A 14,762-nucleotide genomic window follows, 5' to 3' on the forward strand; every position below is an offset into this window, starting at 1 on the left:
TGGCTGAGAACGCGGCGGGCACTGCGCATGTCGCCCGACCAACTGGCGGCGAGGCGAGCGGCTTTGTGGCGTGACCTGCAGCCGGTGCTGGCGCGTACGCCTGCGTTATCCTTCCATTCGGGAAGCGATCTGGCCGGCTTTCCGATCACGGATACCGCGAGCTTGCGCCGCGACTACGGTGCCTGGAACAGCCTGGGCATGAGCGATGCGACATTGCGTGCCCTGGCGCAAGATGCCGAAGAGGGGATGGCGTCCGGTGAATTGTCGGCGGGCTGGTCGACCGGATCGGGGGGCGGCGCCCGTGGCCTGTTTCTGTCGCGCCCCTCGGAGCGTGCCGACTATCTCGGGCAGATTCTTGCCCGGCTACTGCCGGCGCCCGACCTGCTACGGCGTCAACGGCTGGCCCTGCACCTGCGGGCCAGCAATTCGCTCTACAGCGACGTTGGACGTCGCCGCTTCGCCTTTGCGCATGTGCCGCTCGACGAATCGACCGAGGCGTCCCTGAAACGACTCAGACAATTCGATCCGACGATCCTGATCGCACCGCCGCATCGTCTCGCCGCTTTTGCTCGGGCCGGAGCGCGCTTTCCTTCCTTGCGGCATCTGTTCTGTGGCAGCGAGCCGGTCAGCGAGGCCGAACGCAGCTTCGTCGACGACAGGTTGGGCTTGAGACCGCGTGGCATCTATCAGGCGACCGAAGGGTTCATTGCCGCCGAGTGCGCCGAAGGGCGCCTGCATCTGAACGATCATGTCATGATCATTGAACTCGAGCCGGTACCGGGGACGCCGGGCTACCGGCCGATCATCACCGACCTGCGCCGGGTCAGCCAGCCTATCGTCCGTGTCCGCGGCGACGACTACCTCGAGATCGATGCACGACCTTGCCCATGCGGTTTCGCGGGACGCGTCATTCATCCGCCGCAAGGCCGCGTGACGGATATCTGGTACTACGCGGGCCGTGTGCTCACGCCCCCACGCGTGGTCGCGGCGATCGAAGCTGTGCTGGGAGGCGACACGAACTGGCAGGCGGTGGCGGAACCCGATCGCGTCGTACTTCGTCTGTCACCTTGCTGTCCGGCCGATATCGCCACGCTTGCCGCGCGATCGCTGACCCGCGAGCTTGGAGGAACGGTGCCGGTCGTGGTGATGCAGGATCTGACCGCGTGGCGCGGTCCCAAGCGCCGCAAGGTGAAAGATGGCAATGTCTAGGCGTGTCCTGATTACCGGTGCCCGGGCCGCCGCGGCGCTCGATCTCGCTCGCGACTTCGCCGCCGCCGGATGGGAAGCGCATCTGGCCGACTGTGTACCGGCGCGGATGGCGAGCTGGTCGAGGGCCCCCGCACGTGTTCATCGTTATCCGGCGCCCAGGTATCAGAGCGCGGCATTCCGCGAGCGCATCGTCGAGCTCGTCGAGACCTTGGGCATCGATCTGGTCGTGCCGACCTGTGAAGAGGTTTTCCATCTTGCCGCGCCGGCCGTTCAGGGTCTTCTGGAAGCGCGTCTGTTTGCTTCGCCGCTTTCGACGCTGCGTCGGCTTCACGACAAGTTGGCCTTCGCCCGCCACTGTGCCGCGTTCGGGTTGCCGGTGCCGGTGTCTCGCCCGATCGACTCCGCCCGGGAGCTGGCGGGGTTCGCGGCTACCAGCCGCGACTGGGTGTTCAAACCGCGGTTCGGTCGTTTCGGTGACAGTACCCGTGTCGCCCCCGGCCCGGAAGAGTTGATCGCGATTACCCCCGGACCCGATGCGCCCTGGATGGCTCAGCAACGGATCATCGGTGAAGAGACCTGCTTTTATGCCGTCGCACATCGCGGCGAGCTCGTTGCCTTTGCCGCCTACGGTTCCGAGTGGCGCCTGCAGGGCGGTGCCAGCTACGCCTTCGACCCCCTGACCAGTCAGCGTGAACGAAGGCTGCGCGATATTGCCGCGCGTCTGGCGCGCTCCGCAGAAATCCATGGTCAGTTCGCCTGCGACGTGATGTTCGATACCGCGGGTTCTCCCTTCCTGCTCGAGTGCAACCCCCGCGCCACCAGCGGCGTGCATCTGCTCGTTGGTGCGGGGCACCTGGCACCAGCGATGGCGGATGGCGTTCCTGCCCCCGGAGCTCCGCCGTCGGCGGCTTGCTATCTCGGGCCGGCGATGCTCTTGCTGGGTCTGCCTCGTGCGCTGCGTGATGCCAAGGCGCGCCAATGGTGGCGCTGCCTGGCCTCCGGTCACGATGCGATTTCCCGTCCGGGGGATCGGCGGCCCTTTCTCGGCGCATTGGTGGATGCCGCTGCCTTTACCCTGGCAGGCTTCAAGCGAAGCATCTCGACCAATGCCGCGACAACGCACGATCTCGAGTGGAATGGCGAGGAATTACCCTGATGAACTACCCCCAGTCGGTGCGAGATGCCTGGCACCTGGTCGCCCTGTCGAAAGATATTGCCCGGCATCAAGTGCGCAAGACGATGTGTTGTGATGTACCCATTGCCCTGTTCCGTGGCAAGCAGGGGATCGGTGCCTTGGTCGATCGCTGTCCGCATCGTAATTACCCGCTTTCCGAAGGCCGGGTGCACAAGGGGGGATTGGAGTGTCCCTACCATGGTTGGCGTTTCGCCAGCGACGGCACCTGCCTCGAGGTACCCGGCTGTCTCGTCGATACGACGCCCGATGACGGTTTGAAGGCCAGTGCGTTGCGTGTGGTCGAGCGCCACGGCGGTATCTTCGTGACGCTCTCCGATACGGCGCCAGCCGAGCCACCGTTGCCCCCCGACTTCGGCAATCCGGCACTCGATCATTTCTGGTGGCAGCAGGGTTGCTGGACCGGTCGCGCCTTCGATGCGATCGAGAATGTCATGGACCCTTTTCATACCAACCACCTTCATCACGGGTTCATTCGTCGACGTGACAAGCGATTGCCGGTGTCCTTGATCGTGACCAGCCACGGTGACGGGATCGAAATGGCGATCGAACAGACTGCTCCCGACCTGGGCATGATGTCGCGCTTTCTGGAGCGCAGTCGTTCACGCAGTGTTTCCCGTTATTATCCGCCCACCACCGTGCAGGCCCGCTGGGAAGGCGAGTCCAGCCTCACCCTGTGCGTCACCGCCATCTTCACGCCGGTCACCGAAGGGAGCTTCATGCCCTTCGCGCGCTTTTCGACGCCCAGCGGCATCGTGCCCGGCTGGCTCAAGCAGGCGGCCATACGCCTGTTCCTGGCGCCGGTAGTCTCGCAGGATCGGCGTGCTCTCGAACGCCAGCACGAGGTCATGACGCACTTTGGTCGTCCTGCCTTCATCTCGGGGCCCGGTGACATTCTCAAGACCCGCTTGCATCGTCTGTGGAAGGGAGAGGCACTCGAGCCCGGCAGCGATCCGGCCGTCGAAGTGAGGCTATAGCGTGACTTTCATTGCGCTTCGATGACGCGCCTCGCTCAATGGTGTCTCCTGGTGATCTGTTCTTGCCACGGCGGGAGCTCGCCGTGGCGAGGGCATGGCGTGAGGGGCATGGCTATAGGGCGCGCTGCCCGGCCTCGAGGTCGAGCAGCGCGCGCTTGCGCGCCAGCCCACCGGCGTAGCCGGTCAGATTGCCCTGGCTGCCCACCACCCGGTGGCAGGGCACCACGAGGGTCAGCGGATTGCGTCCGACGGCACTGCCCACCGCGCGGGCCGCGCCCGGCGCCAGGCCCAGCCGCCGGGCGAGGTCGCCGTAGGTTGCGCGTTCGCCGTAGGGGATGGCGGAGAGGGCTTGCCAGACGCGCTGCTGGAAGTCGCTGCCCGACGGCGCGAGCGGCAACGAGAAGCGCTCGAGGCGCCCGGCGAAATACGCCTCGAGCTGGACTTGAGTCTCGGTGAACAAGGCTTCGCTGAGCAGGGCCTCGTCGCCGGTGACGGTGCCATCGGCGTCGGCAGGGTAGTGGCGCTGACCGACGAAGAAGATGCCGGTAAGGGCGTCGTTCTCGGCGCGCAGGAGCATCTCGCCGAGCGGTGAGTCGATACGGGTTTGGCGGATCATGGACGGTCCTCCGCTGTTGAACGGGCAGCCTCGTCGAGGCTGGCGTGATGCCACAGGTGCATGGCGGCGTAGGCCCGCCAGGGCGACCAGGGCTCGGCCTCGGGGCCGAGGGTCGGCCAGTGGGAGGCGAGCCGGCGACGCAGGACGAGATCATTGCCCGGCCAGGCGTCGGGCCAGTCGAGCGCGCGCATGGCGACGATCTGCGCGGTCCACGCGCCGACCCCGGGAATCGACTTCAGGGTGGCGAGCGTTTCGTCGAGCGGCGCGTCGGGGCTCAACATCAGTCGTCCGTCGTCGATGGCGCGGGCCAGGGCATGAATGGCCCCCGCCTTGGCGCGGGTCAGTCCCAGCGAGGCGAGTTCCGCCGGATCGCTCGCGGCGATGCGCCCGGCGGCGGGGAAGGCGTGGTCGAGCCCGGTCGGCGCGCCATCGGCGTCGAATGGCTCGCCGAAGGTTTGCGTGAGCCGGGTCAGCAGCGTCCGGGCGTGGCCCAGCGAGATCACCTGGCCGACGATCGCCCGCACCGCGACCTCGAAACCCTCGGCGCCGCCAGGAACCCGCAGCCCCGGCGTGGCGGCGGCCAGCGCGCCGAGCTGGGTGTCGATGCGGTCGATGCGCGCGTCGAGATCGAACAGTCGACGGGTCAGGCGCAGGTAGTCGATGCTGCGCGCCGCCTGATCGGCAGGGATCTCGAGACGCAGGACGTTGCGTTCGGCCAGCGGCGTGACCGCCAGCCAACCGAGCGTGCCGTCGAGATGGCGCACGACTCGGGCATGGCCGGACCCGCGACGGGTGGTGAAGATGCGCTCCACGCCCGGCACGGCGCGTCGGCCGAGGAAGGCGATCAGGGCCTCCCAGGCCAGCGGCGGGCGGTAACCGAGTTCCAGCGTCAAGGTCCTCGACGGGGCGACGGTCGTCCCGCCGGCGGTCTCGCGGCGTAGACGCCCCGGCGGCATGCCGTAGCGCTCGCGGAACACCGCGTTGAAGCGGCGCAGGCTGCCGAAGCCGGCGGCCAGGGCGACCTCGGCGACCGGCAGCGGGGTATCGGTGAGCAGGCGCTTGGCGGCCAGCAGTCGTTGGGTCAGGGCGTAGTCGAGCGGCGAAACGCCGTAGGCGCGGTGAAACAGCCGGCGCAGGTGGCGTGGCGACAGCCCGATCCGCGCGGCCAACGCATTCAACCCGGCGTCATCGAGTGCGCCCTGTTCGATGGCGCGGGCCGCGGCCTCGACCAGGCGGCCGTTGAGATCGTCCCGCGAAAGGGCGCGTCCGCCGCCCGGGGCSCGCYCCGGGCGGCAACGCAGACAGGGGCGAAAGCCCGCCTGCTCGGCCTGGGCGGGGTGCTCGAAGAACCGGCAATGCGCCGGGCGCGGAGTGCGCGCCGGACAGATCGGCCGACAGTAGATGCCGGTCGACAGCACGCCGACCACGAAGCGCCCGTCGAAGCGGGCGTCGCGGGCGCGATAGGCCCGGTAACGCACGTCGTGTGCCGTATCGGCGCCGGTCGAAGGGGAAGCGAGCGTGTCCATGGCGCTACGATAGCGCGTTCCGGCCGGCCCGACTGGTCGGAATCGGCCAGCGATCTGCGGCCCTCAGTCGTCGATGGTCAAGCGATAGAGGCCGGTCTCGCCGACATCGGTGGTGAAGTAGACGGCGCCGTCGTCGCCCACCGCCACACCCACCGGGCGGGCCCAGCGCCGGCCGCCGGCCTCCTGGAAGCCGGTGACCAGCGCCACCACCTCGCCGTTGCGGCCCTCTTCGTCGAGGCGCACGCCCATCAGGGCCGGTTCTCGGCGCGTCGCCGGATCGCCGGCGGCGCTGCCATTGGGTGCGGTGGCCCAACTGCCGTGGAGGACGCTGATCAGGTCGACGTCGAGCGGGTGATCGTCGGGCAGGAAGGCCAGCCCCATCGGCGCGCTGCGCGCCGGGAAGGTGGCGACCGGCGGCGTGACCGCGCTGGCCGGCTGTGGCGGGGCGACATCGATGCAGTCGTCGCGGGTCGCCTTGCCGTCGACCCACTGGAACCAGGGCATGCCGAAGAAGCGCCCCGGCTCGGCGCGCTCCAGCACCTCGCGGGGGCGTTCGAAGCCCCAGTGATCGGGGCCGTTGTTGTTGACATAGAGCGTGCCGTCGTCGCGCCAGGCCAGCCCGACCGGGTTGCGCAGGCCGCTGACGTAGGGCCGCCAGACGGGCGTGTCGCCGCTCTCGTCGAGGACCATCACCCCGCCGCGGCGATCCGTGAAGGGATAATCGCGGCCCAGGTACTGGTTCGAGCAGTTGCCCTGGATACCCAGCGAGACATGCAGCCGGCCGTCCGGGCCCAGGCTCAGCGAGCGCGAGCTGTGCCCGCCGCCGCCGGGGATCGCCGCCACCTCGTGGAAGTCGTCGGCGTCGAGCGTGGCGCCCGTGTGGTAGTCGGCGCGCAGCAGGGCGTCGGTGGTGGCGACGTAGAGCGCGTCGTCGCGGCGCACCGCACTGTGCGGGTAGTCGTCGAGACGCACCAGCACCTGCGCCTCGTCGTAGGGCGGCGTCAGACGATAGACGGTGTCGGCCTTGCTGCCGATGAACATCTCGCCGTCGCGGCCCAGGCTGATCAGGCGGGGATTCTCGAGCGCGACGAGCTTGGCGATGTGCGCTCCGGCCGGTGCCTCGAGCCGTTGCGACGTGCCGGCCACGGCGACCTCGGTGCGCGTCGCTTCCTGTGCGAAGGCGATGGATGCCAGCCCCGGGGCCAGCAGGGCGGCGAGAAGGATGGCGAGAGAAACGGCAGCGAACCGTGCCAGCATGACGGACTCCGTGGAACGTGAGCGGTTCACGCCAGTGTAGTCGGTGTCCCCAGACCGAAGCGAAACGCCCTCTCAGCGGTAGAGCCGGAAACGGCGATACTCGGGGTGATCCTGCTGTTCTTCCGGGGTCTTGCGGTAGCGCTTGTATTCCCACTGGTACTGGGCGGGGTCGAGGTCGATGACCGCCTCGACGCTGGCGTTGACGCCGCGTGCGGCGACCGCTTCGTCGGGGTCGTAGACGCGCTCGTCGGCGGCCAGGAAATGGATCTCGAAGTCGCCCCGCGCCAGGCGGCGGGCGACGCCGGTCACCACCCGGGCTCGGGTGCGTGCCACCAGCTTGGGCAGCAGCGTCGCGGTGTAGGCGGGACGGTGATAGAAGTCGGCGAACACGCCGCCGCTCCAGTCGGGTTCCTGGTCGGGCAGGATGCCCACCGCCTGGCTGCCCTTGAGTGCCTTGAGCAGGGCGGCAACGCCGCGGGCGTTGGTGGGCACCAGCGCGGCGCCCATGCGCTCGCGCCCCCGGCGGATCACCGGGTCGAGCTCGGTGATCTTGGGCGGCTCGTACATGGCGGTGAAGGGAAAGTGACTCGACAGCCAGAAGTTGAGGACCTCCCAGTTGCCGAAGTGCGGCGCCAGCACGATCACCCCGCGCCCCGCCGCGCGCGCCTCGTCGAGCAGCTCGCGGCCGTGCACGGCGTGAATCGAACGCTCGACGCGTTGCGGCGCGCCCATCCAGGCGAAGCCCAGTTCGAGCATCGTCGCCGTGGAATGGCACAGGCTGTCGCGGGCCAGCCGGCGGCGCTGGCCGGCGTTCTGTTCGGGGAAGACTTCGCGCAGGTTGATCTCGGTGACCTGACGCTCACGGGCGCTGAGGCGATGAACCAGCGGGCCCAGACCCCGGGCCAGACGCCACAGCAGGGCGGGTGAGCAACGCGCCAGCAGCCGCCACATGGTGGCGATGGCCTTGGCCTGGAGCGGTTTGGAACGGGGTGGTTCACTCATCGATCGTGGCTGTCTGGACACCGGGGGCGGGCATTATAGCGACATGGCCGCCCGCCTTCAGCCTTGTGCGCGCGGGTCCTTACCACAGCCAGGTGTCGACGTTGCTCGGCGCGCGTTTCTCCTGCAGACCCTTGAAGCCCTTCACGCAGCGCACGATCACCCATACCGCCAGGGCGATCAGCAGCAGCAGGCCGATGCCGATCAGCGACAGCACCAGGGCGACGATGCCATAGAGCAGGCTGATCCAGAAGGTGCGGATCTGATAACGATAGTGTTCGTCGAGCCAGACCGGCCCCTTGCCGCGGTAGACATAGGCGATCACCACGCCGATCACCGGCGTGATCCCGACCACGAAGCCGGCCAGCATCAAGGCATAGACCACCGTGGCGATGGTGGTGTCGGCGGGTTGGGGTGATTCGCTGGCGACGGGTTGCTCGGTCATGAAGCCTCCATGGGTTGACGGTCGGGGCGGCAGAGTTCGATCAGGTTGTTGTCCGGATCGCGTAGGTACAACGAGGTGATCGGCCCGCTGGCGCCCTGGCGGGCGACCGGGCCGGTTTCGATCTCGACCTGCAGGGCGTCGAGGTGCGCCTTGACCTCGTCCAGCGGCAGCAGGCTGCGAAAGCAGATGTCCAGGCTGCCGGGGGTGGGGCAGCCGGCGCGCGGGGTGATGGTGGTGTCGACCTGATGCAGGCGCAGGGCGATGTCGCCGAATACCAGGTCGACCCGCTCGATGTCCCGATAGCGTGTCTCGAGCCCCAGTACGCGGGTGTAGAAGTCCACGGCTCGGGGTATGTCGGTGACGACGACGACCAGATGATCCAGGCCCGCTAGCATGGTGATGTCCCCCGTGGGCAATCGGCACGGACGCGTTGCGTCAGGTCCGTGCATGGCTGTTATCGTCCTTCAGGATACGCTAATCGTTCTCATCCTGCCCCGTCGCCGTGTGCCTCGCAAGCCCCGCTCGTGGGCCGCCTGCGGCAAACCGCGAAGGGTACCAGACCGGGTGTCCGCATAAGCGGGAATTATGCAGCGATTTTCTTGATCCAGGCCGCTTGAATTCGCTTTGTGGCACCGGTCGGCCGGCGTATAGTCGCCGGCGAAATCGCGACCCGCGTTCGCCGGGTTGCTGCGGGCGTCCTGCCCGGATGATGACAAGAGGCTCTTCCTGCATGTCGCGGCAACTGCTGGCCATGGCGCTGGCTCCCCTGTTGGGGCTTTTCATTCTGGGCATCGGCAACGGCTTCCTGGCGACCCTGATCACCCTGCGTCTGGACGCCGCGGGCGCCTCGGCGGTGGTGATCGGCTGGGTCTCGTCGGCCTACTTCATCGGCCTGGCCATCGGCGCGCTGCTCAACGACCGATTGCTGCTGCGCATCGGGCACATTCGCGCCTATGCCTGCTTCGCCTCGCTGGTGGCGGTGACCGTGCTGCTCCAGGGGCTGTGGCTCAATGCCGGGGCCTGGTTCGCGCTGCGCCTGATCGGTGGCTGGGCGACCGTCGGCGTCTATCTGGTGATCGAGAGCTGGCTGCTCACCACCGCCGACCCGCGCGTGCGCGGCCGGCTGCTGGCCCTGTACATGGTCTCGCTGTACGCCGCGGGGGTGATCGGCCAGTTGCTGCTGGGGGTGACCGATGCCGCCGGGGTGACGGCGCCGTTCATGGTGATCGGCCTGCTGGCCTCGCTGTCGGTGTTGCCGATGGCGATGATCCCGCGGGTCTCGCCGTTGATCGAGCACGCCGAGCCGTTGCCGCCGCTGCGGCTGATCCGTCTCACGCCGACCGGGGTGATGGGCTGCTTCGGTTCCGGCATCGCCGTCGCCGCGATCTATTCGCTGCTGCCGCTCTATCTGCAGCGCAACGGCCTGTCGGTGGAGCGCATCGGACAGATGATGGCGCTGGTGGTGCTCGGGGGCATGCTGCTGCAGTACCCCATCGGCCGCTGGTCGGATCGCCACGATCGGCAGCTGGTGCTGATCCTGATCGGCGTCGCCTGCATGGCCCTGTCGATGGGAGTCCTGTCGCCGGGGGCTTCGCCCTGGTTGCTGGCGGGATTGCTGTTCCTGCTCGGCGGCGGGATCTTCGCGATCTATCCGGTGGCGGTCAGCCATGCCGCGGACCGCGCCCCGGCCGGCGCGCTGGTGCGCATGAGTCAGGGCCTGCTGCTGATCAATGCCCTGGGTGCGGTGGTCAGTCCGCCGCTGATCACCCCGGTGATGTCGTCGGTCGGCGATGTCGGTCTGTTCTGGTCGCTGGCCGCCCTGGGCGGCTGCCTGGCGCTGTTCTTCACCTGGCGGCGCAGCCGGCGCCCGGCACCGCTGCCGATGGCACCCTTCACGCCCAACCCGCCGCAGACGGTGGTCGGGGCCGAGCTCAACGTCACCCAGGAACTGGTCGAGGGGGCGATCGAGCACGAGCACATCGAGGACCTGTCGCTGGCCGTGCCCGACGTGGCCGTTGCCGAGCCGGTCTGGCAGGCCGGCGAGACGCTCGCCGACAGCGAGCCCGGGGCGCCCCGGGACACCCGCCAGCGCGATTCCGTCGATTGATCCAACCTTTCACCGGCCACGCCCGACGACCAGCGTCGGGCTTGGCGTTTTGGGGCCCCGGTGGCCGCGCCGGGTTGGCCGAACGGCGGCTTTTCGGTCATGGTTAAGGCCGAGAGGCGACACGTGGATAGCGGGTGTTGCATCCATGTCGTCAGTCGCCAGTGTTTTCTCAATCGGAGAGCGAAGCGATGGACAAGGGACGGATCGGGGTCGTCGGCGCCGGCACCATGGGCCAGGGCATCGCCCAGGTGCTGCTCGCCGGCGGTCGCGAGGTGATGCTTTACGATGTCGCCGAGGCGGCGCTCGAGCGCGCCGAGGCGGCGATCACCAAGGGACTGGACAAGCTCGTCGACAAGGGGCGGCTCGACACCGAGACGCGCGAGGCCGCCCTGGCGCGGCTGAATACCGTCACCCAGCTCTCGCTGCTGAGCGAGTGCCGGGCGATCATCGAGGCGGCGCCCGAGCGCGAGGAACTCAAGACGGCGCTGTTCCGCGACCTGGCCGAACTGGGCGACGACATCGTCCTGGCCTCGAATACCTCCTCGCTGTCGCTGACCCGCCTCGCCGCCGTCTGCCGGCGCCCCGAACGCGTGGTGGGCATGCACTTCTTCAACCCGGTGCCGGTACTCAAGCTGGTCGAGGTGATCCGTGCCGAGCAGACTGCGGACGACACCGTGGCGGCGGTCGAGGCGCTGGCCCGCGAACTGGGCAAGACGCCGGTGGCGATCGCCGATTCGCCGGGATTCGCCGTCAACCGCCTGCTGGTGCCGATGATCAACGAGGCGGCCTTCCTGGTGCAGGAGAACGTCGCCGCCGTCGACGATATCGACCAGGCGATGCAACTGGGCGCCGCGCATCCCATGGGGCCGCTGGCGCTGGCCGACCTGATCGGACTCGACGTCTGCCTGGAGATCATGGAAGTGCTGCACGACGGCTTCGGCGATCCCAAGTACCGCCCCTGCCCGCTGTTGCGGCGGATGGTCGATGCCGGCCACCTGGGCCGCAAGAGCGGACGCGGCTTCCATTGCTATTCCTGAACCCTGTTCCCGACTCACGGAGGTTTGTTATGAGCGAGGCATTGGTACGACTCGACGAGCAGGCCGGGGTAATCCGGCTGACCCTGAACCGGCCCAAGGCGCTCAACGCCTTGAACAGCGAGTTGATCGGCGAGCTGGATGCGACCCTGGCGGAGCTCGAGACGCGCCGCGACCTGCGCGCCGTGCTGATCACCGGCGCCGGTGACAAGGCCTTCGTCGCCGGCGCCGACATCGCCGAGATGCGCGACAAGACCCCCGAGCAGGCGCGCCGCTTCGCCACCCAGGCGCTGGCCACCGTCAAGCGCCTGGAACGGCTGCCGGTGCCGGTGGTGGCGCTGGTCAACGGCTTCTGCCTGGGGGGCGGTTGCGAGCTGGCGCTGGCCTGCGACTGGGCGGTGGCCAGCGACAATGCGATCTTCGGCCAGCCCGAGGTGGGGCTGGGGGTGATCCCCGGCTTCGGCGGCACCCAGCGCCTGCCGCGGCGCGTGGGGCCGGCGATGGCGCTGGACCTGATCACCACCGGGCGCAAGATCGACGCCGCCGAGGCGCTGCGCATCGGCCTGGTCAATCGCGTGGTGCCCCAGGGCGAACTGGACTCGCTGGCCGAGGAGTTGGCCGGTCAGTTGGCCGGTAACGGGCCGCAGGCGGTGCGCGCCGCCAAGCAGGCGATCCACGACGGTCAGGGCCAGGGGCTCGACAACGCCCTGGCGCTGGAGACCAGCCTGTTCGCGCTGGGCTTCGCCGGCGACGAACAGAAGGAGGGCATGAGCGCCTTCGTCGAGAAGCGCAAGCCCGACTTCTGAGCCGGGGCCCGGCCGGCTGGATGCCGGCGGGTCAGCGCGCCGGGTCGATGGTGCCGCCCAGCGAGGCGTTGCGCCGGAACCAGCCGGCGATGCTGGCGCGCGGGTGCCGGGTGGGCAGCACGGCATGCGGTACCCGGTCGGAGAGAAAGCACACGAAGGTTCCCGCCTCGGGGCGCACCCGGGTGAGTTCGCGGGTCGCGTCGTCGGTGGCGTAGATCGCCATCTCGCCGCCCCCGTCGGCGGGCCAGTCGGGGGTCAGGTAGAGCACCGTGGAGACCACCCGGTTGGCGCGGCCCTGGAAGCTGTCGAGATGGGTACGGTAGAAGCTGCCCGGCGGGTAGTGGGCGAAATGGGCCTCGAACTCGAACAGCCCCAGGTACAGCGCGCGGTTGATCTGGCGCTGCAGTTCGGCCATCAGTTGCAGATAGTCGCGCTGGGCCTGGCTCTCGCGGGTCAGCCAGTGAATGGCATCGCCGCGGATGTCGCGGCGCAGGCGGTGCTGATCGCCGCGCCCGATGCCGGCGGCGTGCAGGGCGTCCGCCGCGGCGAGAGTACGGATCTCGTCGTGCAGGGCCCGACACAGGCCGGCGTCGACGATGTCGCTGCCCACGAAGTAGCCGGTTTCCACCAGGCCATCGACGAGCCGGTTCAGCGCGTGGGCGTCGAGCGTGACCCGCGAGGCGGGGGAGGCGTCGGAAGACGGCATCGGCAAGGTCTCTCGCAGACAGGAAATGGCACGGTCAGGCCGGAGGTCAAAGATCGACGTCGGGCACCGGTCTGGCCCGCTCCGGGCGATAGCGTAGCTCGCCGCCGGGTGGGGCGCTATCCAGACTCACCGGCCGACCGAAGCCCTCGGCGAGCAGTTCCACCAGCATCATCGCCGACAGCCCCCAGATCACGTGCCCCTGGGCCTGGTAACTGGGCACGTAGCGCCTGTGTTCGCCGACGGTGATCACGTCGGTATGGCTGCGCCGGTCCTCGAGGAACAGCGTCAGCGGCACCTCGAAGATGGTGTCGAGCTCGCCGAGCTGGGGGCGCAGCGGCAGGTCGGGCGGGATCACGCCGACGAAGGGGGTGACGCGAATGCCGTGCAGCGAAATGACATCGCTCAACCGCCCCAGCAGGCGTACCCGGTCGGGCGGCAGCGCGATCTCCTCGCGGGCCTCGCGCAGGGCCGTGGTCAGCAGGTCCGGATCCTGGGGTTCGCGCTTGCCCCCCGGGAAGGCGACCTGGCCGGCGTGCTGCTTGAGATGTCCCGCCCGGCGCGTGAACAGCAGCGTCGGCGCCGGGCGTTCGACGATGGGGATCAGCACCGCGGCCTGGGGCAGGGCGAGGCCGGTCTTGCGCGGCGTGTGCGCTTGCAGGCGCTCGTGAAGTTTCTCTAACATGGACATCTCGCGGGTTTCGTTCCTTTTATTACCCAGCCATCGCGAGGGCGTCAATGCCTTCGTCTGCCGCCCGAGGTGCCGATGAACTTCTGCAGTCATTGCGGTGCGCCCGTCCGCTTCGCGATTCCCGAAGGCGACGACCGACCGCGCTATCTATGCGACGCCTGCGGCAGCATCCACTACCAGAACCCGCGTATCGTTGCCGGCACCCTGCCGATCCGCGACGGTCAGGTGCTGCTCTGCCGGCGTGCCATCGCGCCACGCTACGGCTACTGGACCCTGCCGGCGGGCTTCATGGAGAACGCCGAGACCACCCTCGAGGCCGCCGCCCGGGAGACCCTCGAGGAGGCCCGCGCCGAGGTCAGGATCCACGACCTCTATACGCTGATCAACCTGCCGCACATCGATCAGGTCTACATGATCTTCCGCGCCGACCTGACGGGAGACTTTGCCGCCGGCCCCGAGAGCCTCGAGGTGGCGATGTTCGATGAAGACCAGATCCCCTGGGACGAACTGGCCTTTCCGACCATCGAGCGCACCCTGCGCCACTATTTCAGCGATCGCCGCCACGGGGTGTTTCCGCTGCACATCAGCGACATCGGCCCGGAGGATCGGGAACGCTACTTCGGCAGTGCCTGATTCATCGTCATGAATCTCCTCCCTCAAGATCAGGCGCTGCAAGTCTTTTGCCCGCCGCTGTCGGGAATAAATTCCCTCCCACGGTAGCAGTGGGTGGGAATGGGTGGGAGCGAATACGTTCGCGATGAAGACTCGGGTAGCGGCAAGGTGGCCGAAACGCGTGGTGGGAGCGAACTCGTTCGCGACGAATTCGCCATCCAGCCCACCGCTATCGGGAATGAATTTCCTCCTACGGCAGGCTACAAATCCTCCAGCTTCCAGACCTCGTAGGCCGGCTCCTCGTAGGGGTGCGCGGCCTTGAGCGCGGCCACCGCGTCGCGGATCAGCGCGTCGGCGCAGACCAGCTCCACCTTGAGTTCCAGGACATGCTCGAGATCGCCGACCCGGCCGATGTGCGGGTCGGCGCCCGCCAGCGGGCGGAACTGGCCGAGGCCACGGGTCTGGAAGCAGCAGGCCTCGTAGTCGCCGATACGTCCGGCGCCGGTGGCGAAGACCGCTTCCTTGACCGGCTCGGCGTCGCGGAGGGGCACGAAGAAGGCGAGCTTGTACATGGCAGACTCCTTGTCA

General features: G+C 68.4%; 16 protein-coding genes. 7 read left to right on the forward strand and 9 right to left on the reverse strand.

Going from position 1 to position 14,762, the window contains the following annotated elements:
• Positions 1-27 precede the first annotated feature (27 nt).
• From D0901_RS04480 to D0901_RS04490, 3 genes are read left to right on the forward strand one after another with little or no spacing between them, the layout of a single operon-like run.
• A complete protein-coding gene (locus tag D0901_RS04480) occupies positions 28-1,209 on the forward strand; it encodes a hypothetical protein (RefSeq protein ID WP_129139096.1) in 1,182 nt (393 codons plus the stop codon).
• Positions 1,202-2,365: an ATP-grasp domain-containing protein gene (locus D0901_RS04485; RefSeq protein ID WP_162500817.1), complete on the forward strand. Its 1,164-nt coding sequence runs from the start codon at positions 1,202-1,204 to the stop codon at positions 2,363-2,365. Before D0901_RS04480 ends, D0901_RS04485 begins: the two co-directional genes overlap by 8 nt.
• Entirely contained in the window at positions 2,365-3,378 is a 1,014-nt protein-coding gene (locus tag D0901_RS04490; protein ID WP_162500818.1) for an aromatic ring-hydroxylating oxygenase subunit alpha, read from the forward strand. The genes D0901_RS04485 and D0901_RS04490 overlap by 1 nt, the downstream gene beginning before the upstream one ends.
• A 112-nt stretch (positions 3,379-3,490) precedes the next feature.
• On the opposite strand, the gene D0901_RS04495 is transcribed toward D0901_RS04490, so the two are convergent.
• From D0901_RS04495 to D0901_RS04520, 6 genes are all read right to left on the reverse strand, one after another.
• The gene (locus D0901_RS04495; protein WP_129139099.1) at positions 3,491-3,994 is read right to left on the reverse strand and encodes a methylated-DNA--[protein]-cysteine S-methyltransferase; all 504 of its coding nucleotides are present in this window, start codon (positions 3,992-3,994) and stop codon (positions 3,491-3,493) included.
• A complete protein-coding gene (locus D0901_RS04500) occupies positions 3,991-5,520 on the reverse strand; it encodes an Ada metal-binding domain-containing protein (RefSeq protein WP_129139100.1) in 1,530 nt (509 codons plus the stop codon). Before D0901_RS04500 ends, D0901_RS04495 begins: the two co-directional genes overlap by 4 nt.
• A gap of 63 nt (positions 5,521-5,583) precedes the next feature.
• Positions 5,584-6,777 carry a PQQ-dependent sugar dehydrogenase gene (locus D0901_RS04505; RefSeq protein WP_129139101.1) on the reverse strand — a complete coding sequence of 398 codons (1,194 nt, stop codon included), beginning with the start codon at positions 6,775-6,777 and terminating at the stop codon, positions 5,584-5,586.
• A 72-nt stretch (positions 6,778-6,849) separates the two neighbouring features.
• On the reverse strand, positions 6,850-7,779 hold the full coding sequence (locus D0901_RS04510; protein ID WP_129139102.1) for a lysophospholipid acyltransferase family protein: 930 nt from the start codon (positions 7,777-7,779) through the stop codon (positions 6,850-6,852).
• A 79-nt stretch (positions 7,780-7,858) separates the two neighbouring features.
• Positions 7,859-8,221: a DUF4870 family protein gene (locus D0901_RS04515; RefSeq protein ID WP_129139103.1), complete on the reverse strand. Its 363-nt coding sequence runs from the start codon at positions 8,219-8,221 to the stop codon at positions 7,859-7,861.
• Positions 8,218-8,616 carry a VOC family protein gene (locus tag D0901_RS04520; protein WP_129139104.1) on the reverse strand — a complete coding sequence of 133 codons (399 nt, stop codon included), beginning with the start codon at positions 8,614-8,616 and terminating at the stop codon, positions 8,218-8,220. Before D0901_RS04520 ends, D0901_RS04515 begins: the two co-directional genes overlap by 4 nt.
• A 335-nt stretch (positions 8,617-8,951) precedes the next feature.
• Here D0901_RS04520 and D0901_RS04525 point away from each other — a divergent pair, with 335 nt between their 5' ends.
• From D0901_RS04525 to D0901_RS04535, 3 genes are all read left to right on the forward strand, one after another.
• Complete coding sequence (locus tag D0901_RS04525) at positions 8,952-10,328, forward strand: MFS transporter (RefSeq protein WP_129139105.1); 1,377 nt, start codon at positions 8,952-8,954, stop codon at positions 10,326-10,328.
• Between the two features lie 188 nt (positions 10,329-10,516).
• Positions 10,517-11,365, forward strand: coding sequence for a 3-hydroxyacyl-CoA dehydrogenase NAD-binding domain-containing protein (locus D0901_RS04530; protein ID WP_129139106.1), 849 nt, complete (start codon positions 10,517-10,519; stop codon positions 11,363-11,365).
• Between the two features lie 29 nt (positions 11,366-11,394).
• Positions 11,395-12,168 carry an enoyl-CoA hydratase/isomerase family protein gene (locus D0901_RS04535; RefSeq protein ID WP_129139107.1) on the forward strand — a complete coding sequence of 258 codons (774 nt, stop codon included), beginning with the start codon at positions 11,395-11,397 and terminating at the stop codon, positions 12,166-12,168.
• A gap of 31 nt (positions 12,169-12,199) precedes the next feature.
• Here the strand turns inward: D0901_RS04535 and D0901_RS04540 are convergent, their stop codons facing one another.
• Entirely contained in the window at positions 12,200-12,874 is a 675-nt protein-coding gene (locus tag D0901_RS04540) for a 2OG-Fe(II) oxygenase (RefSeq protein ID WP_129139108.1), read from the reverse strand.
• 46 nt (positions 12,875-12,920) lie between these two features.
• The gene (locus tag D0901_RS04545) at positions 12,921-13,556 is read right to left on the reverse strand and encodes a CoA pyrophosphatase (RefSeq protein WP_129139109.1); all 636 of its coding nucleotides are present in this window, start codon (positions 13,554-13,556) and stop codon (positions 12,921-12,923) included.
• 81 nt (positions 13,557-13,637) lie between these two features.
• Between D0901_RS04545 and D0901_RS04550 the strand changes: the two genes are divergently transcribed.
• Entirely contained in the window at positions 13,638-14,195 is a 558-nt protein-coding gene (locus D0901_RS04550; RefSeq protein ID WP_129139110.1) for an NUDIX hydrolase, read from the forward strand.
• Positions 14,196-14,434: 239 nt separating this feature from the next.
• Here D0901_RS04550 and D0901_RS04555 read toward each other — a convergent pair whose 3' ends face one another.
• Complete coding sequence (locus tag D0901_RS04555; RefSeq protein ID WP_129139111.1) at positions 14,435-14,746, reverse strand: YqfO family protein; 312 nt, start codon at positions 14,744-14,746, stop codon at positions 14,435-14,437.
• Positions 14,747-14,762: the final 16 nt, after the last annotated feature.

The sequence above is a fragment of the Modicisalibacter coralii genome (genome assembly GCF_004117855.1).
GTDB classification, from domain to species: Bacteria; Pseudomonadota; Gammaproteobacteria; order Pseudomonadales; family Halomonadaceae; genus Modicisalibacter; species Modicisalibacter coralii.